Origin of the sequence: uncultured Fibrobacter sp., assembly GCF_937877005.1 — a bacterium.
GTDB lineage: Bacteria > Fibrobacterota > Fibrobacteria > Fibrobacterales > Fibrobacteraceae > Fibrobacter.
In genome coordinates, this window is sequence record NZ_CALEFV010000338.1 from 18631 (window position 1) to 36472 (window position 17842).

At 52.9% G+C, this 17842-nt stretch carries 15 protein-coding genes and 1 tRNA gene; 14 read left to right on the forward strand and 2 right to left on the reverse strand.

Annotated elements, in window-relative coordinates; translation table 11 throughout:
- Positions 1 to 16 precede the first annotated feature (16 nt).
- The 10 genes from Q0628_RS15140 to Q0628_RS15185 all read left to right on the forward strand — a co-directional run bounded on the left by Q0628_RS15140 (position 17) and on the right by Q0628_RS15185 (position 9988).
- Positions 17 to 96: transfer RNA gene (locus Q0628_RS15140), tRNA-Leu, on the forward strand.
- Positions 97 to 135: 39 nt separating this feature from the next.
- Positions 136 to 1395, forward strand: a complete 1260-nt coding sequence (gene tig, locus Q0628_RS15145; RefSeq protein ID WP_298772408.1) for a trigger factor — start codon at positions 136 to 138, stop codon at positions 1393 to 1395.
- Positions 1396 to 1407: 12 nt separating this feature from the next.
- Entirely contained in the window at positions 1408 to 1998 is a 591-nt protein-coding gene (locus Q0628_RS15150; protein ID WP_072799965.1) for an ATP-dependent Clp protease proteolytic subunit, read from the forward strand.
- Positions 1998 to 3281 (forward strand): ATP-dependent Clp protease ATP-binding subunit ClpX, encoded by a 1284-nt coding sequence (gene clpX / locus Q0628_RS15155; RefSeq protein ID WP_298772410.1) that lies wholly within the window; start codon positions 1998 to 2000, stop codon positions 3279 to 3281. Before Q0628_RS15150 ends, clpX begins: the two co-directional genes overlap by 1 nt.
- Before the next feature lie 332 nt (positions 3282 to 3613).
- Positions 3614 to 4105, forward strand: coding sequence for a hypothetical protein (locus tag Q0628_RS15160; RefSeq protein ID WP_298772412.1), 492 nt, complete (start codon positions 3614 to 3616; stop codon positions 4103 to 4105).
- Positions 4106 to 4147: 42 nt separating this feature from the next.
- The gene (locus Q0628_RS15165; protein ID WP_298772414.1) at positions 4148 to 5047 is read left to right on the forward strand and encodes an MBL fold metallo-hydrolase; all 900 of its coding nucleotides are present in this window, start codon (positions 4148 to 4150) and stop codon (positions 5045 to 5047) included.
- A gap of 58 nt (positions 5048 to 5105) precedes the next feature.
- Positions 5106 to 7442 (forward strand): endopeptidase La, encoded by a 2337-nt coding sequence (gene lon / locus Q0628_RS15170; RefSeq protein ID WP_298772417.1) that lies wholly within the window; start codon positions 5106 to 5108, stop codon positions 7440 to 7442.
- Between the two features lie 12 nt (positions 7443 to 7454).
- Positions 7455 to 8261 carry a YggS family pyridoxal phosphate-dependent enzyme gene (locus Q0628_RS15175; protein ID WP_298772419.1) on the forward strand — a complete coding sequence of 269 codons (807 nt, stop codon included), beginning with the start codon at positions 7455 to 7457 and terminating at the stop codon, positions 8259 to 8261.
- A 104-nt stretch (positions 8262 to 8365) separates the two neighbouring features.
- Positions 8366 to 8926 carry a LemA family protein gene (locus tag Q0628_RS15180; protein WP_298772421.1) on the forward strand — a complete coding sequence of 187 codons (561 nt, stop codon included), beginning with the start codon at positions 8366 to 8368 and terminating at the stop codon, positions 8924 to 8926.
- A 9-nt stretch (positions 8927 to 8935) separates the two neighbouring features.
- Positions 8936 to 9988: a M48 family metallopeptidase gene (locus tag Q0628_RS15185; RefSeq protein WP_298772422.1), complete on the forward strand. Its 1053-nt coding sequence runs from the start codon at positions 8936 to 8938 to the stop codon at positions 9986 to 9988.
- Between the two features lie 35 nt (positions 9989 to 10023).
- Here Q0628_RS15185 and Q0628_RS15190 read toward each other — a convergent pair whose 3' ends face one another.
- Both Q0628_RS15190 and Q0628_RS15195 read right to left on the reverse strand, forming a co-directional pair.
- Positions 10024 to 11310, reverse strand: a complete 1287-nt coding sequence (locus Q0628_RS15190) for a replication-associated recombination protein A (protein WP_298772423.1) — start codon at positions 11308 to 11310, stop codon at positions 10024 to 10026.
- A gap of 3 nt (positions 11311 to 11313) precedes the next feature.
- Positions 11314 to 11724 carry a thioesterase family protein gene (locus Q0628_RS15195; RefSeq protein WP_298772425.1) on the reverse strand — a complete coding sequence of 137 codons (411 nt, stop codon included), beginning with the start codon at positions 11722 to 11724 and terminating at the stop codon, positions 11314 to 11316.
- Between the two features lie 77 nt (positions 11725 to 11801).
- On the opposite strand from Q0628_RS15195, the gene Q0628_RS15200 reads away from it, so the two are divergent.
- The 4 genes from Q0628_RS15200 to Q0628_RS15215 form a co-directional block, all read left to right on the forward strand.
- Entirely contained in the window at positions 11802 to 15041 is a 3240-nt protein-coding gene (locus Q0628_RS15200) for an InlB B-repeat-containing protein (protein ID WP_298772427.1), read from the forward strand.
- A gap of 82 nt (positions 15042 to 15123) precedes the next feature.
- Positions 15124 to 16581 (forward strand): IMP dehydrogenase, encoded by a 1458-nt coding sequence (guaB, locus tag Q0628_RS15205; protein ID WP_298772429.1) that lies wholly within the window; start codon positions 15124 to 15126, stop codon positions 16579 to 16581.
- 94 nt (positions 16582 to 16675) lie between these two features.
- Positions 16676 to 17314, forward strand: coding sequence for a hypothetical protein (locus tag Q0628_RS15210; protein WP_298772431.1), 639 nt, complete (start codon positions 16676 to 16678; stop codon positions 17312 to 17314).
- Positions 17314 to 17842 (forward strand): hypothetical protein (locus Q0628_RS15215; RefSeq protein ID WP_298772433.1); only part of this gene is annotated, 529 nt, incomplete at its 3' end. The genes Q0628_RS15210 and Q0628_RS15215, both read left to right, overlap by 1 nt.

Consider the following 17842-nt stretch of genomic DNA (forward strand, 5'->3'; position numbering starts at 1 on the left):
ATTTGCGTGCAAAATCGCGAGAGTGGCGGAATTGGCAGACGCACCAGACTTAGGATCTGGCACTTCGGTGTGAGGGTTCGACTCCCTCCTCTCGCATGTTTTTCAATACTTTTTTAACCGACTCTCGGAGTTCATATGAGCGTAGAAATCAAAGAAACCAGCGCTACCATGCGCACCCTCGAAATCACCATCCCGCAGGCAGACCTCAAGGTTTTCTTCGACAAGAAGCTGAGCCAGTACAAGAAGCAGGTCACCATGAAGGGTTTCCGTCAGGGCATGGTACCGAAGGCTATGGTCCTCAAGCAGTTCGGCAGCGCTATCCGTCAGGAAGCCGTGGACGAAATCGTGAACAAGATCGTGCAGGAAGAACTCAAGAAGGCCAATATCATTCCCGTGGGTCCGATGAACGTCGTTGAATTCAAGGACGACAAGGAAAACGACATCGCACTGAAGGTGGAAGTCGAAATCGATCCGGAAATCGAGATCAAGGGCTATGCCGATACGGGCATCACCGTTCCCGACACCGCCGTGCACGAAGAAGAAGTCCAGGCCGAATACGACCGCCTGGTCCAGATGTGGAGCAAGGACGAACATGTGGATCGTGCTGCCAAGAAGGGTGACGTGGTCGTGGGCAACTACATCGAAGTCGTGATCGACGGCGAAAAGCAGGAACTCCCGGAAAACAAGGAATTCCGTAGCCTCCTCGGCGAATCCGCCTCCCCGGGATTCGACGAAGGCCTGACCGGTACTACCGCCGGCGAAACCAAGGAAATCAACTTCAAGTATCCGGATGACCACAAGGACGAACGCTATCGCGGCAAGACCGCTCAGTTCAAGGTGGAAGTGACCGACGTGCGTGAAATCGTTCCGCCGACCATGGACGAGGAATTCTGCAAGCAGATTGGCGTGAAGGATGTCGAGGACCTGAAGAACAACCTCGCCGAAGGCCTCGCTAGCCAGAAGCAGGACACCGCCAAGAACAAGGCCATTAACGAAGCCATCGACAAGCTCATCGAACAGAACCCGTTCGAAGTGCCGAAGGCCCGTATCTACGATCTTATCCGCTGGACCCTGAACCGCAACGCCCAGAGCGAAAAGGACATGGTGGAACCGACCGAAGAACAGCTCAAGACGCTGACTCCGGAAGCTATCCGCGAAATCAAGAAGCACCGCATTCTGGAATATGTCGCCACTCAGGAAAAGATCCGCCCGAACCAGGCTGCAGTCGATGCCCGCCTCGAAAACATGGCCAAGGCCTACCACGTGGATTTCGAAACCCTGAAGGGTCATTTCCGTCAGTCCGGCCGCATCAACCAGCTGCGTGACGAACTGCGCATCCAGATGGCCGCCGACTTTATCGTCGGTATCCGTCCGGCTGCCGAAGAAAACAAGTAAGAGGTAAACTGAATGATCATCCCTACCGTCATAGAGACCACCGGACGCGGTGAACGCGCCTACGATATCTATTCCCGTCTCCTTAAGGAACGCATTATCTTTCTGGGTACGCCGATCAACGACGAAGTGGCGAACAACGTCATGGCCCAGCTGATTTTCCTTGAGTACGAGAATCCGGAAAAGGATATCACGCTGTATATCAACAGCCCGGGTGGTTACGTGTCGGCAGGGCTTGCCATTTACGATACCATGCAGCACGTGCGTCCGAACATCGCGACCATTTGCATTGGCAACTGCGCCTCGATGGCGGCCGTGCTCCTTGCCGCGGGAACCAAGGGCAAGCGCTATGCGCTGCCGCATTCCCGCATCATGCTCCATCAGCCGTCCGGTGCCGCCACCGGCCAGTCCACGGATATCCAGATTACTGCTAAGGAAATCGTGCGCACCAAGGAAACCTTGGCCGAAATCGTCGCGAAGCATACCGGCAAGTCCATTGACGAGGTCCGCGAAAAGACCGACCGCGATTTCTACATGGGGCCCGAGGAAGCCAAGGCGTTCGGCGTTATCGACGAAATCTTTGTTCCGCGTAAAGAGGGAATTTAATGTATCGTAGCGGGAAGAACCGCCCGACCGTGACTTGCAGCTTTTGCGGCAAGCCTGCGGAGCAAGTGGAGAAGATGATTACGGGTGCAGGCGTGCAGATCTGCAGCGACTGCATTACCATGTGTAATCGCATTATCGAGGAAGACCGTGCTCGTTCAAGGCAGGAATCTGCCGCCGCCGAGATATCCTCCAAACCTCTTCCGTTGCCGACCGAAATCAAGGCTCACCTGGACGAATATGTGATTGGCCAGGACCAGGCGAAAACCGCCCTTTCCGTGGCGGTGTACAACCACTACAAGCGTCTGCGTTACAAACAAGCTCACCCCGATGCGCAGGAAGTCGAGAAGTCGAACCTGCTTCTGGTGGGCCCGACCGGTTCGGGAAAGACGCTTCTGGCGCAGACCATGGCGCGCTTTCTGGACGTGCCCTTCACTATCGCCGACGCCACCGTGCTTACCGAAGCGGGCTACGTGGGCGAGGACGTGGACAGCATTATCGTGCGCCTGTTGCAGGCTGCCGACTACGACGTGTCCCGTGCTGAACGCGGAATCATCTTTATCGACGAAATCGACAAGATCGCGCGCAAGACTGCGAACCCCTCCATTACCCGCGACGTGAGCGGCGAAGGCGTGCAGCAGGGCCTATTGAAACTTCTGGAAGGAACCGTCGCGGCCGTTCCCCCGAAGGGTGGCCGCAAGCACCCCGAACAGCCGCTCGTGCAGGTGAACACCAAGAACATCCTGTTCATTTGCGGTGGCGCCTTCGAGACGCTCGACAAGATTATTTCCCGCCGTGTGAATACGGGTGGCATGGGTTTCGGTGCTGACATCCGCAGCGCCGAGGAAAATTCGCTTTCTGAACTTTTCAAGCTTCTGGAACCCGATGACCTGATTCAGTTCGGCCTGATTCCCGAAATCGTGGGCCGCTTGCCCGTGGCTGTCGCCCTCGAAGAACTCGACGAGGCCGCTCTCCTGAATATTCTGACTCAGCCGAAGAACGCCCTTGTAAAGCAATACAAGAGCCTGTTCGAAATGGACGGAATCGAGCTCAAGTTCGAAGAAGATGCGCTCAAGGAAATTGTCCATGAGACGATGGCCCGCAAGACGGGCGCGCGCGGACTCCGTTCCGTGATGGAAAAAACCTTGCAGCGTGCGATGTTCGAGATGCCCGGTTCCGGCAACAAGGAATTCGTGGTGACATCCGAGATAGTGAAGAATGGCCTAAAGGCGCCTTCGGAAAAGAAGTCCGAGCCCGCAAAGAAGGGCCGCAAGAAAGCTTCGTAAAAAATACCGCCTTCCACAGGAAGGCGGTTTTACTTTATAGCCGAGAAATGCCGCTATTTTTCTTTGGCGGCAATCTCCTGCGCTTTTTCAAGCGTTCGTGAGGCTCCGTTCCAAATGTTTTCACAACGGGGTACTGTACTGCCGTCTGCGACGGGAAGTTGTTATTAGTCTAGCAAAACTAGAAATTCTGTATGCAATTCGCAACAAAAAATACTTGTCGATTCGGAATATTGGGGTGGAAAGTGCTTTTTGTATATTTTATAGCAAAGAAATCTATGAAATGTGATTTCTTATAAAAGAAAGGAGCTGTTTTTGGATAGGTAGATTGCGATATGCCAGTAGAATTGACGCGAGAATCATTGGTGGATTTTTTCGGTGAAGAGGAATTCAGGAAATTGTGCAATCATGAGGCGGGCCATGCGCTTGTCGCCCTGTTGTTCAAGCGTCCGCTAGAATACGTGAAGATGGATAGGTCCAGGGAGCGGCCGGGTATCACGCACATTGCCGGAAGCGAGCTGGAAGGCGATGCGCATATCGCGATGGCGGGGCACTTGGCGGAGTTCCTGATGCGCAAGGATTTCGCATGCGATCTGGATACGGTCATGAAGGACCTGCCCGCGGAACTCTATAGGAACGATCCCGACTATCAGCGTTTCCAGGCGGCCTGCTACTACTTTCAGCTTGCCGAGACGAACGTGGTCGAGCAGGATTTCAATATCCTGATGGCGTGTAGAAAGGCGCTCTGCGGTATTGCCGAGGCGTTGAACGAGCGGATTTCGCTGACCTGCACCGATATCGAGAATATTCTGAAAGACTGTCAGTAAGGGATGATCTTTTTATATATTCTATCCTAACTAGGAGAGTTTATGAAAAAGATTCTGATTCCGTTCTGTACCGCGCTTTTGCTGATGGCGGTTGCCTGCAGCGATACCAAGACTTCTGCGAAGGATTCCGCTGCTGAAAAGGCGGACGAGAGTGCTGCTCCGAACATGCCGGCGGAAACTTCTGCCCAGGTCGCGGGTACCCGCACGCTCATGCTTGCTAATGGTGCGACTGTCACCTGGATTCAGGATAACGATGGCGAAAGACTGATGCCGCGCACGCTGTTTAGCGATGCGAGCGATTCGCTTTACGACAGTCTGAACATGCCCGACGGCATTCCTGCTTCTGTCAGCACATTCCTCGTGAAGGTGGACGGCAAGTACATCCTGTTCGATGCGGGGCTTGGTGCCCTTGGCGGGCAGATGATGAAGCGTATCGAGGCGCTCGGCGTGAATCCCGACAGCATCGGGCTTATATACCTGACGCATTTCCATGCGGACCATGTCGCGGGTCTTGTCGCGAAGGATAGTGCAGGTAACGACATGAAGGTGTTCCGGAATGCGGCGGTTTATGCGGGCAAGGTGGAGTATGATGCATGGATGAACGATATTCCCAAAAATGATCTGCAGAAGAACGTGATGGGCCTCTACAAGGATAGTCTGCACCTGTTCGCGTTTGGCGACAGCCTTCCGCATGGCGTGCTCGCAATGGATGCCGTGGGCCACACTCCGGGACACACGGCCTTCAGGCTTTCGAACTTGCTCGTGATTGGCGACCTGATGCACGGTTATGCCCTGCAGAAGGATCATCCCGAAATCAGTTCCAATTACGATATGGACAAAGTAAAATCGGTCGAGAGCCGCAAGCGTATAATGCAGTATGCCCGCGACCACAAGCTCCTGATAGCGGGAATGCACCTGCCTGCTCCGGGGTTTGTGGAATGACGCCTTGGCGGAAGGGGTTCCGCCGGATAACTTTTTTGAAGATGCTATCTTTTAATATATGAGTTTTGATTTTTCGAAAATGTACCCCCTGCTCCCGCTCCGGGACGCCGTGGTTTTTCCGCATACGACCCGCCGCATTCTGGTCGGCAGGGAAATTTCGCTGCGCGCCCTTGAATATGCCGAGGCACACGAAGGCCATATCGTTCTTTCGGCACAGAAGAATATTGAACAGGAAGATATTGAAAACCCGATGCTCGACCTTTATTCGGTGGGCGTGCTCGCGCACGTGAGCAACGTGACGCCTTTCCCGAACGGTTGCGTGAAGGTGGTTCTCGAAGGCGAGTGCGTGGTGGACCTGCGTTCTATCGTGACCAAGGACTCGTTCCTTTCTGTATCGGTCTCGATGCACAATCCCTCGATCAAGGCGTCGGACAAGTGCGAACGCTTTGAGGCGGTGCTTTCGCAGTTCAAGGAATATTCCATGCACCGGAATATTTCGGAAGGCATGGTGGATGCGCTGTTTACCATGGACAGCCACATCAACGCCTTCTACGGGATGATTCCCTTCTTGCAGATTTCGCTCGACGAGCGTCAGCGTCTGCTCGAGATAGACAATATCAATGAGCTGGCCGACCGCCTGGTAGAAATCATGCAGGTCGCGGCGGACACCGATACCATGATGGTGAAGGTGCAGCAGAATGTTCGCCAGAAGATGGCGCAGCAGCAGAAGGAATGGTTCATTTCGGAACAGATCCGTCAGTTGCAGGACGAACTCGATGGCGACAACGGTGGCACTTCGGAACTCGACCAGCTGCTGAAGAAAATTAAGGCGAAGAAGTTCTCGGCCGCTATTCAGGAAAAGCTTGAGGAAGAGATTTCCCGTATGCGCCTGATGCAGCCGACTTCGCCGGAATACGCGGTGAGCCGCAATTACCTCGACTGGTTTCTGAATCTGCCTTACGGCGAGTATACCGATACGGTCCTGAACATGAAGAAGGTGAAGGCGGAACTCGACTCCAAGCATTTTGGGCTCGACAAGGTGAAGGAACGCATCATGGAATATGTGGCGGTGCTCAAGCTGACGGGCACCGAACACCGTGCGCCGATTCTTTGCCTGGTGGGCCCTCCGGGTGTGGGCAAGACGACCCTCGTGGAATCGATTGCGAACGCGATGCAGCGTAACTTCGTGCGCATCACGCTCGGTGGCGTGCGCGACGAGGCCGAAATTCGCGGTCATCGCCGTACTTACATTGGTGCTATGCCTGGTCGCTTTATCCAGGCGCTTCGCCGTGCCAAGTGCATGAACCCGATTATCTTGCTCGACGAAATCGACAAGATGGCGAGCGACTTCCGCGGTGACCCCGCAAGCGCCATGCTCGAAGTTCTGGACCCCGAGCAGAATCATGACTTTACCGACCACTTCATGGAAGTGGGCCTTGACCTGAGCCGCGTGCTGTTCATTGCAACGGCGAATAGCGAAGGCGAAATTCCCGAGGCCCTGCGCGACCGTCTGGAAATTGTGCGCCTGCCCGGCTACTATCCGCACGAAAAGCTGCAGATTGCAAGCAAGTACCTGGTGCCGCGCATTTGCGAACGCACGGGAATCGAGTCCGGCAAGGACGTTGTTCTGGACGATTCCATTATCCAGAAGGTGATTCGCGAATGGACCCGCGAGGCGGGCGTGCGCGAACTGGAACGCACCTTGGAAAATGTCGTGCGTCACCGTGCGAAAGACAAGGTGATGGGCAAGAAATACAAGGCCGAAATTACCGAGAAGACTCTGCAGGAATATCTGGGAGCGCCGCGCTACCTGGATAGCCAGCTGCCCGAACCGGGACGTCCCGGTGTCATTACGGGACTTGCCTGGACGAGCGTGGGCGGCGAGATTCTGCCGATCGAGTGCATGCTGCTTTCTGGTCGCGGAAACCTGCTCATGACGGGTAAGCTCGGCGACGTGATGAAGGAATCGGCGCAGATTGCATTAAGCCTTGTGCGCGAACGCCTGGAGCGTTTCGGTATCGATCCGAATATCGTGAAAAAGACGGATATCCACATTCATGTGCCCGAAGGTGCCGTGCCGAAGGATGGTCCATCGGCAGGTATCGCGCTTACGCTCTGCCTTCTTTCTGCATTTACCAAGCAGCCGGTTTCTCCGGATATCGCCTTTACCGGCGAAGTGAGCCTTACAGGTTCGTGTCTTGCAATTGGCGGACTCAACGAGAAGGCGCTTGCAGCGCTCCAGGCTGGCGTGAAGACGCTCCGCCTGCCTGCGCAGAACAAGAAGGACGTAGACGAACTCCCGGCACCCGCTAAGAAGGGCCTCAAGATCTTTACGCACAAGCACATTGACGAAATTATCAAGGTGCTGTTCAAGGAAACGAAGAAAAAGAAATAACTGGCGACGACTATGGAATTCACTCTAGACGAAATGCGCGAGCACCTTGCAGCTCTCGAAGCAAGGATTGCAAAAGCCTGTAGCCTTGCGGACCGCAGTCGCAATTCGGTGAAGCTCGTTTGGGTGAGCAAGTTCCACCCGGCAGAAGCCGTGGAAAACGCGATTGCGCTGGGTGCGACCGACTTTGGCGAGAACCGCGTGCAGGAAGCGGAACTCAAGTTCAGCGAGCCGCGTACCGCAAAAGACGGCAGCCGCGTGCGTTGCCACGTGATTGGCCCTGTGCAGAGCAACAAGCTCAAGAAGGCTGCCATCGTTGCCGACTGCATCCATTCTATCGCGAGTATCGAGGCTGTCGAGAAACTGGAACGCGTCTGTGCGGCACTCCCCGGCAATGGCAACGGCGCATCTCAGGGCAAAATTCTCGATATCCTTTTTCAGGTGAATGCCGGCGAGGAAGAGACCAAAAGCGGGCTCGACGTGCATGAGGCCGAAGCGTTCCTGAACGACCTTGCCGCAAAGGCAGGCGCCGCTTCCGACGGCAAGAGCGAAAATTTCCCGCATTTGCGTTTCCGCGGGCTCATGACTATCGGAAAGAATACCGGTGTCGCCGAAGATTCCCGTGAATGTTTCGCTTTCCTCCGTAACCTTCAGCAGAAATTTATGGCCAAGGGCGGCGTGTTCGCGAACTTTGACCAGCTTTCCATGGGTATGACCGGCGATTTGGAAGTGGCCATCGAAGAAGGCTCCACCATGATCCGCGTGGGCACCGCCCTCTTCGGCGAACGCGACTATTCCAAGCCGGTAAACGACCCTGTTTAGAATCAAAAGACGCTCTTTTGGGGGCGCAAAAATGTCATCCCGGGCATGCCCCGGGATCATTTTTTTATATAGATTTCTTACTAAGAAACAGAAAGGAGTAAAATATGACTGTTGGTTTTATCGTTGCCGTTGTCGCGGTCGTTTTGATCATCTGGTTCATTATGATGTATAATGGACTTGTGAAACTCCGCAACAACCGCGAAAACGCGTTTGCAAACATCGACGTACAACTCAAGCAGCGCTATGATCTGGTGCCGCAGTTGGTGAACACCGTCAAGGGCTATGCCACTCACGAAAAAGAGACGCTCGACAAGGTAACCACAGCCCGTGCCGCCGCCATGAATGCAACGACTGTCGACGAAAAGGTCGCTGCCGACAAGGCGCTTTCCGGTGCGCTTGCCGGGCTCCGCATCTCGCTCGAAGCTTACCCCGAACTCAAGGCCAACCAGAACTTCTTGCAGTTGCAGAATGAACTTGCCGATATCGAAAACAAACTCTCTGCCGCCCGCCGTTTCTTCAATTCTACCACTCGCGAATTGAACAACGCCTGCGAAGTATTCCCGAGCAACATTGTGGCCGGTATGTTCGGCTTCAAGCGTGCGCCCATGTACGAGGCCACCGAAAGCCGCGACACACTCAACAAAGCCCCCGAGGTGAAGTTTTAGCCTTCCCTCATGAAATACGTCGGACTCCAAACCCAGATTTGGCGGAACAACCGCAACAGCATCTTGCTGCTGTGCCTGTTCCCCGTTATTATCTTGGGGATGGTTTTTGCGGTCATTTTGTGCCTGGACTTTTTTGGCGTACTTTGTTCGATTGTCGAAGGCGGGTGCCCCGAAGGCCACGCCACCTACATGAAATACGGCATTCTGCACTGGCCCGAAGTGCGGCATAGTTTTTGGGAGGTTCTTCCTTACACTTTGCAGATTGTCGGCGTGTGGTTCATTATCGCCTATTGCGCGAATACCGCCATTATACGGCATGCGACGCATGCGAAACCCCTTGAACGCAAAGATAACCTGCGCGTCTACAATATTGTCGAGAACCTCTGCATTGCAGGCGGCATTGAGATGCCGCAAATCAACATCGTCGAGGATAACGGCCTGAATGCGTTTGCGAGCGGAATCGACATTCCCTCGTTCACGATTACGCTCACGACCGGACTTATAGACAAATTAAACGATGCGGAACTCGCCGCCGTCGTGGGGCATGAACTCACGCATATCAAGAACCGCGACACGCGACTCATGGTGGTGTGCATCGTGTTCGTTGGAATCTTTTCGACCATTCAGATGGTATCGATGAAGCTACTTTCGGCAATGCTCCGCGGCCCCCGCAACCATTCCCGCAACAGACGCGGCGGTGGAAGCGGTGGCGTCATCATCATCTTTGCGTTGATTCTTGTTTTGATTTGGAGCACAATCGGCTACATTTTCAGCTGGTTCACGCGTCTAGCCATTTCGCGTTCGCGCGAGTACGTGGCCGATGCCGGCGGCGCCGAACTCTGTGGCGACCCGTGGGCGCTCGCCTCTGCCCTGCAAAAAATTTCGGACTATCCGGGCCTCGACACCGTGCGCCGTAGCGATGTGGCGCAACTCTACATCATCCACCCCGACGAAGAATTCGACAACGACATGAAACTTAAGGGCCTCATCGCGAAGGCAAACATCATGTTCTGCACCCACCCCGATACGCCCGAGAGAATTCGGTTGCTGAAACAGTTTTAAGCCTGGTGTCACTCTGAGGAATCTCAGAGTCGGCATTAACCTTTATTCTTTTCCCGCTTGATCTGCTTTAATTGCGCAAGCCTTTCGCCTAGCGCCTTTTCTTTTCCGTAGGGCTTGGGCTGGTAAATTTCCACGCCTTCGAGTTGCTTGGGCAAATGTTCCTGGGCGGAGTAGGCGCCGGGGCTGTCGTGGTCGTACTGGTAATCGACCCCGTAGCCGAGCTTTTCGCCGACCTTCGTGACCGAATTGCGGAATGCGCGTGGTACGGGGAGAGTGCCGGTCTGCTTTACAATCTGGTCGGCCTTCATGCCGGCAAGTTCGAGGCTGTTGCTCTTGGGAGCAAGCGACAGGTAAACGGCCAGTTCGTCGAGGGCGATGAGTCCTTCGGGGATTCCCATGAAGTCGTAGGCCTCGCGAGCGGCGGTGGCCAGCAGTAGCGCGTTCGGGTCGGCAAGGCCGATATCTTCCATGCTCATGCGCATGAGTCTTCGCAGAATGAAGCGCGGGTCTTCGCCGCCCTGCAGCATGCGGTGCATCCAGTAGAGTGCCGCATCGGGGTCGCTTCCGCGTACCGACTTGTGCAGGGCCGAAATCAGGTTGTAATGTTCCTCGCCACTCTTGTCGTAGCGCAGGGGCTTCTTGTACTGGAATTCTTCCAGGAGTTTCTCGTCGATGACCTTGCGGTCGCCGAGGTTCTTGCCAATCCATTCGATTTGGTTCAGCAAAAAGCGGGCGTCACCGTCGGACTGCGCGATGAGTTTTTCCACGACGGCATCTTCGACTTCAACATCCTTCAGCTGAAGCCCACGCGGATGGTCGCGGAGCGCGCTAAAAATCAGTGTGCGCAAGTCGTCTTTGCTTAAGGGCGCAAAAAGAATCAGCTGGCAGCGGCTAAGCAATGCGCTGTTGACCTCGAATCCCGGGTTCTCGGTGGTGGCGCCGATGAGCGTCACCGTGCCGTCCTCGACGGCACCCAACAGCGCATCCTGCTGTCCCTTGTTAAAGCGATGGATTTCGTCGATGAAGAGAATCGTGTCCTTGAACATCCCCTTCATCCTGCGGGCGTCGGCGAGGACTTCCTTGACTTCCTTGACGCCGCTTGCCACTGCCGAGAGTGCGACGAATGCCTTTTTCGTGTGCTGGCGTATCACGTGGGCGAGGCTCGTCTTTCCGCAACCCGGCGGGCCCCAGAAAATCATGCTCGGCACGTTGTCGTTCTCGAGGCTCTTGCGAAGCAGGCTCTGCTCGCCCAGAATCTTGTTCTGGCCAAGGAATTCGTCCAGGTTCTGCGGACGTAGTCTTTCGGCGAGCGGCTGGTCCATGGCCTATTTTTCCTCGAAAGTGAACTTGCTGAAACTTGCGGGCAGTTCGCGCGTGGGGCGTCCGTTTTTCACCATGCAGTGCAGCGTGGATCCCGTGGTGCAGAGTTTCCCGTTCACGCTCGCCTTGTAATAGAAACGGATGCGCAGCTTGTCTTCGCGTACCATGGTGGTCTCGATATCCACGAAATCGCCGTAGTGGGTGGGTCCCTTGAACTGGACGTTCAGTTCGAGGACGGGTGCGCCGAAACCTTCGGCTTCCATGTCGGCATAGCTTGCACCAGCCTCGCGGAAAAATTCGGTACGGGCCTGTTCAAACCACACGGCGTAAACGGAGTGGTGGACGATTCCCATCTGGTCGGTTTCCGCATAGCGGACTTCGATTCGTGCGGTATGTGAATAAGTGCAAATTTCCATAACCTAAATATACAAAATCATGACAATTTGTATCAAAAATGTATCTTTAGAGGAAGTGTTCGTTAAGGGAGGACAATATGAAAAGCTTGTTGCGTTTCGGTCTTGTGGCGGTATCCGTTCTTGGAGTGATGGCAAGTGCCGCAACCATTACCCCGAAAACCCCTGCCAAGTCGTCGGCTGGCTGCTATGTCATTAGCGATGCCGCTGAACTTTACGGCTTTGCCGCTGTCGTGAACGGAGCCAATGGTAATGCCGCCGAAAAGTCTGCCTGCGCAACGCTTGCAAACGATATCGTGGTGAACAAGAACGTGCTGAACGAGGACGGAACTCTCAATACGGAAGCCTCGGCAGACTTTGTTCCCTGGACTCCGATTAACGTTTTCTCGGGAAAGTTCGATGGAAACGGGCATACGATTTCTGGACTTTTCTTTGACGATCCCGAAGAACAAGAAGACGATGTTTTCGGATTCATCCGCAGTCTTGTCGGCACCTCTACCGAATATGCCGAACTCAAGAATTTCGGAATCGTTGATTCCTATTTTGGCGTGTATGTGGAAACTGCGGGTGTGGTTGCTGGCGAATTGGCTTATATCTCGTCTGAAGATAAGACCTATGCGAAAATTTCTGGGGTCTACAGCACTTCGACGCTCTATGGTTATAGGATGTCGGATGCGGGTGGGCTTATCGGAAAATCTAACGGAATCCTAGAAATGGAGAATAGCTATAACAGGGGAGCCATTCTCGGAGATAACATATCTAGCGCAGGCGGCTTAGTGGGTTATGTGCTTCTTGGCTATGCCAAAATTTCAAATTGCTTCAGCGTGTGGAACCTGAATGCGGATGTGCCGACTAGATTTGGGCCTTTTAAGGGAAAGTTTTCCGAAGAGCGAATCGAAATTTCTAATGCTTATTTTCTTGAGTCGCAAGGCCCGCAAAGCTACAGTGATCTTGCAATGTTGGAACAGGCTGTTACGTTGGAACAGTTCCAGAACGGCGCTGTTGCGGTCGCTTTGCACGAAGGCGTGAACGGTTCTGTTTGGGGGCAGAATGTCGGGACGGATAGTTGGCCGAATTACTCGGGCGAAGTCAAAAATTCTGCTTCGCAAAAGTACAAGGTGATATTCCATACGTTTGAAGGCGATACGGCGACCTATTTTGACAGTTATATTTCCGGTCTGCGAAAAATCCTTCCTGAAGAAGTGGTCAAGGAAAATACGACTTTTTGCTGCTGGTCGACTAGCCGTGAGTTTGGAGATGAAAACTTAAGAAGAACCATCGAAGCTACGGAGACGGGCGACAAGGAATACTGGGCATATCTGCTGAACCATTATCCGGTCACGTTCAATACGAATGGTGGCGAAATTGAAGAAGAGGCAATCGACCACTACCAGGAACGTATCGGCGCGGACCTTCCTGTTAAGGTTCTCCGCGACTCCTTCTTCTTTGCGGGCTGGTACGAAAACGAGGATTTTACGGGAACTCCGAAGTTTGCGGTTGACTCAAGCGAAAGGGGGGCTAAGACTTTCTATGCGGCTTGGTACAAGCTAAAAATGCCTGAGGTCGATGCGGATTCATGCTTTGCCATTTCGGATGCTGCTGAACTCTACGGATTTGCGGCTTATGTCAATGGCGCCCATGGCATGCATAATGGTCGTGTCACCAATGTGTGCGGCAAGCTTACCAAAGATATCGTAGTAAACGAGAATGTGATTAAGAATGGTAAGCTCAATACGGCGGATACGGCCAAGTTCCTGGTCTGGGAACCCATTACGTCTTTTACGGGAACCTTCGATGGTCAGGGGCATACGATATCGGGACTCTACTTTGGCGGCAAGTATGGGGACTTGCTTAATACAAATCCTGTGAATACGAGTAGATTGAGAGGTGTAAGTGGCTTTATTTATAAGGCGGACCGGAATGGTGAAGAAAAGGGATATGCTGTTATCAAGAATCTGGGAATAGAAGATTCTTATCTAAAGTCCAAGTACGATATTGGGGGCATTGTAACGGATGTAGCTTCGGGAGAATTGGTAAGACCTGTGTATGGCTCTGACTATGTGCTTCCTGGCAGTTATCTGAGTATTGAGAACTGTCATTTTGAAGGTATCTTGGAAGGTGGTACTACTGTAGGCGGTCTTGTTGGGTCTGGAGAACTGGCAATTCACAATTCCTATGTGAAAGGCTCTCTGTCTGGATATTCTGTCGGGGGGCTTGTAGGAACTGCCCGAGATGCTGTTATTACCGACAGCTATAATAACGCTAATATAGTTGCATCGGGTTATGCGGGTGGCCTTGTTGCTAATTTTTCCGGAAACACTAGGGTAGACAACTGCTACAATACTGGAAATGTTGAGGGCTGGAATGATGTTGGAGGCTTGCTCGGTGACGGTCGAGATGATAGCGGTGAAAGTTATTTGTCCTTGACGCGAAGCTACAATACGGGTAACGTCTATGCGACAATTGGTCAAGCAGTTGGGCTTGTTGGTATAATCAACTATCCAGCAATCATTGCTAATAATTACAATTTGGGTGATCTTAGAAGTGCGGGTGAGTATACAGGGAGAGTCGCGGGAATTGCCCATGTGTGGTTTTATGATAAAGACAGCCTAACGCTGGACAGCGTCTTTGTCGTGAATAATTATAGCATGTGCTCCTTTACCCTGGACAGTAATATGAGTGATTACTTTATACATCCCACAATAGATCATGCTTACATAGGGAATGCGACTGTTGAAAACAACTTCTTCTTGCAAAGGACTCCGGAACCCTTGCTCGAGAACTCTGACTATGTGTATGGCTTGCCTGCGACGGCTACCGAATTCAAGGATTCTACGGTAGCAAAGGCGCTCCGTTCCTACGTAAAGAAGGCTGATGGCGGATTCCTCAAGGAAGATATTACTGGCGATGTCTGGATGCAGGGCAAGGATCACCCGATTCTTGCTGTACCGAAATCCAGTTCCAGCTCGGAAGTTTCTAGCAGCAGCGAGACTTCGTCCTCTAGCGTTGCATCTAGTTCTAGTGATGCGAAGTCTAGCTCCAGTGAAGCGAAATCGAGTAGTTCCGAATGCAAGGGCAAGAACTGCAAGGATGCTCTGCCGGAGTTTGCGTCTGTGCCGACCTTCCATGTCTCTGTTATGGGGCGTGAACTGCAGGTGGCAGGAGCGCGCGTCGGAGCGTCGTTTGCGCTACTTGACATGCAGGGCCGCGTCCTGCGTACGGGTACGGTCGGCGAATCGAACTTCTCCGTCATGGTCCCGCGTTCGGGTAATTATCTGGTCCGAATCGGGGACGATGTCAGGCGTGTGGCTGCTAGGTAAGCTTTTTTCTATGAGTTAGGACCTCGCTCCCTACTTTTTTATCGATGTTTTTTCTATATTTACTACGCAAAAGAGGTACTTTATGAAACTTTTGCCAGAAGCTTTGACGTTTGACGACGTCCTCCTTGTTCCCGCAGAATCTTCTGTTCTTCCGGCTCAGACCGATGTGAGCACTCAGCTCGCCCCGAATATCAAGCTGAACATTCCTATTATCAGTGCCGCCATGGATACCGTGACGACGGCTCCGCTCGCTATTTCTCTTGCTTTGCAGGGTGGCATCGGCATTATTCACAAGAACATGTCTATCGAAGACCAGGCCGAAGAAGTCCGCAAGGTCAAGCGTTGGCAGTCCGGTATTGTGACCAACCCGGTGACGCTCGATGCCGATGAGCCGGTGTCCGCCGCATTTGAACTCCGCGCCCGCAACAAGGTGAGCGGTTTCCCGATTCTTTCGAAGGGTAAGCTCGTGGGCATGCTCACGAGCCGCGACCTGCGCACCGTGAGCGACATGAACGCAAAGATTCGCACCGTGATGACGAAGAATCCGGTGACGGCAAGCCCGAAGGTGAGCCTCGCCAAGGCGAAGGAAATTCTCGCCGAAAAGCGCATTGAAAAGCTCCCGCTGGTGGATGCTTCTGGCGCCTTGAAGGGCCTCATTACCATGACGGACATCTTGAAGCGCGAAAACAACCCGAACGCAAGCCTCGACAAGAACGGCCAGTTGCTCGTCGGTGCCGCTGTCAGCACTTCCGCCAATACGCTTGAACGCGTGGCTGCCCTCGTGGACGCCGGCGTCGACCTGCTCATTATCGATACGGCTCACGGCCACCACATCGGTGTGCGCAACATGGTGAAGACCGTCCGCAAGAAATATCCGAAGCTCACGATTTGCGCCGGTAACGTCTGCACGCCGGAAGCTGTCGAAGAACTCGCCAAGTGCGGTGCGAACATCGTCAAGGTGGGTATCGGTCCTGGTTCTATTTGCACCACCCGTATCGTGGCCGGTGTCGGTTATCCGCAGTTCTCCGCTGTTGTGGAATGCGGCAAGATGGCCCGTAAGGTCGGCGTGAAGATTATCGCTGACGGTGGCCTCAAGTTCTCTGGCGATATCGTCAAGGCTTTGGCTGCTGGCGGTCACGCCGTGATGGTGGGCTCGCTCTTTGCCGGTACTGAAGAAGCTCCGGGCGAAGTGATTCTCGCCGATGGCCGCAGCTACAAGAGCTATCGCGGCATGGGTTCTCTCGGCGCCATGAAGGCCGGTTCTGCCGACCGTTACTTCCAGGGTGGCGTTCAGGAACCGCGCAAGTTCGTTCCGGAAGGCATCGAAGGCCGCGTTCCGTACAAGGGACCGCTCCGCGACACCGTTTACCAGCTGATTGGCGGTATTCACTCTGCCATGGGTTATGCCGGTGCTGCTAACCTCGAAGAACTCTACAAGAAGGCAACGTTCGTCCGCATTACGGGCGCAGGCCTCCGCGAATCTCACCCGCATGACGTGACGATTACGAAGGAAGCCCCGAACTACCATACGGGCGACTAATTCCGCTTTCGGTAATCGTTTAGAAAATGCCTCCGGAGAAAATCCGGGGGCGTTTTGTTTATGTTTTTTTTTTAAATGAATGTATATTTGTACTATGATGAAATTTTGTACTAAATTATTGCTTTTGATGAATTTTTCGCTTGCGTTTTTTTGTGCATGCGGAGACGTTGTAACAACTGAACCCAATTATTACAAGTGTAGCGACAATTCGAAAATCAGTGGGTATGCGGCAGAATTTGGCAATTATAAAGTGGGCAAGGCGATTCCGTACAAGCATTCGGATGGTTATCTATTTTCGCTTGCTGTCATTGATAGAGATAACTATATCGATGATGTTTGCACTAAGCATTTGAATACTATTCTGGAATCGGCGTATCCCATTTATTCTATTTCTCTTTCTATAGAAACGACGACTTTCTATTATAATGAGCAAGACAAATTGAATCAAACTATCACGGCCGAGTTTGGACAGTATGTTTTCTCGCTTCGGAATCCGGAATCGCTCAAAAGCGCGCACGATTCGTCGTATATCGAAAAGATGGAGATAAATGGAGTCACATATACCGATGTCGCTGTTGCCAAGGGGCGCAAATACGAACAGTCGTATAAGAACGATTATCAGACAAATACGGTTGAATCAAGTGCCAGGTTGTATTACCAGACAAAGAAGGGCATTTTGAAAATAGAGATGGAAGACGGTAGCTACATTGCAATCAATGAGGAGGACGACTAATGAAAAAGGTTCTTTTCCTTGCTTTTTTGCCGCTCCTTTGGGCCTGTGGCGATGATGAAAGTTCTTCGATGTCCAAAGATGTGCAGATGTTGCTGGATTCCAAGAAGGGCTTCAGCGAAGATTCTGTCATCTATTTGGCGGATACGGTCAACTTTGTCGACAAGATAAATCAGCATGTCGATTTCGGTACAAAAGACCAACCTGAGATGTACTATGCTGCCAAGGCGCTTACGTCTGGCATTGATGTGCAGCTCTATGTAGATCAGCAATTGAATGATGGCTCCATAGTTGTCCGTTGCAATCCGGCCCTGAATGAAAAAATCATTTTCGACGATCCCGTTTTCCCGGCGACAACAAAGAATGGCAATAAGCTGAGTTTCAAGGATTCCCTCAAAGTGGCTGATTCCACGGATTACGACATTATAGTGTTCAATGCAACGTTGGGATCGGCAATAGACTGGGAGGATCCGAGCATACGGAATTCGAACTTATTGCCGGTAAAAGCAAAAGGCGAGGTACGGTTGCGGT

Excerpts from the sequence above, each read along its gene's own strand:
- tig (WP_298772408.1), top strand. The coding sequence starts at position 136 with ATGAGCGTAGAAATCAAAGAAACCAGCGCTACCATGCGCACCCTCGAA.
- Q0628_RS15150 (WP_072799965.1), top strand. The coding sequence starts at position 1,408 with ATGATCATCCCTACCGTCATAGAGACCACCGGACGCGGTGAACGCGCC.
- clpX (WP_298772410.1), top strand. The coding sequence starts at position 1,998 with ATGTATCGTAGCGGGAAGAACCGCCCGACCGTGACTTGCAGCTTTTGC.
- Q0628_RS15160 (WP_298772412.1), top strand. The coding sequence starts at position 3,614 with ATGCCAGTAGAATTGACGCGAGAATCATTGGTGGATTTTTTCGGTGAA.
- Q0628_RS15165 (WP_298772414.1), top strand. The coding sequence starts at position 4,148 with ATGAAAAAGATTCTGATTCCGTTCTGTACCGCGCTTTTGCTGATGGCG.
- lon (WP_298772417.1), top strand. The coding sequence starts at position 5,106 with ATGAGTTTTGATTTTTCGAAAATGTACCCCCTGCTCCCGCTCCGGGAC.
- Q0628_RS15175 (WP_298772419.1), top strand. The coding sequence starts at position 7,455 with ATGGAATTCACTCTAGACGAAATGCGCGAGCACCTTGCAGCTCTCGAA.
- Q0628_RS15180 (WP_298772421.1), top strand. The coding sequence starts at position 8,366 with ATGACTGTTGGTTTTATCGTTGCCGTTGTCGCGGTCGTTTTGATCATC.
- Q0628_RS15185 (WP_298772422.1), top strand. The coding sequence starts at position 8,936 with ATGAAATACGTCGGACTCCAAACCCAGATTTGGCGGAACAACCGCAAC.
- Q0628_RS15190 (WP_298772423.1), bottom strand. The coding sequence starts at position 11,310 with ATGGACCAGCCGCTCGCCGAAAGACTACGTCCGCAGAACCTGGACGAA.
- Q0628_RS15195 (WP_298772425.1), bottom strand. The coding sequence starts at position 11,724 with ATGGAAATTTGCACTTATTCACATACCGCACGAATCGAAGTCCGCTAT.
- Q0628_RS15200 (WP_298772427.1), top strand. The coding sequence starts at position 11,802 with ATGAAAAGCTTGTTGCGTTTCGGTCTTGTGGCGGTATCCGTTCTTGGA.
- guaB (WP_298772429.1), top strand. The coding sequence starts at position 15,124 with ATGAAACTTTTGCCAGAAGCTTTGACGTTTGACGACGTCCTCCTTGTT.
- Q0628_RS15210 (WP_298772431.1), top strand. The coding sequence starts at position 16,676 with ATGATGAAATTTTGTACTAAATTATTGCTTTTGATGAATTTTTCGCTT.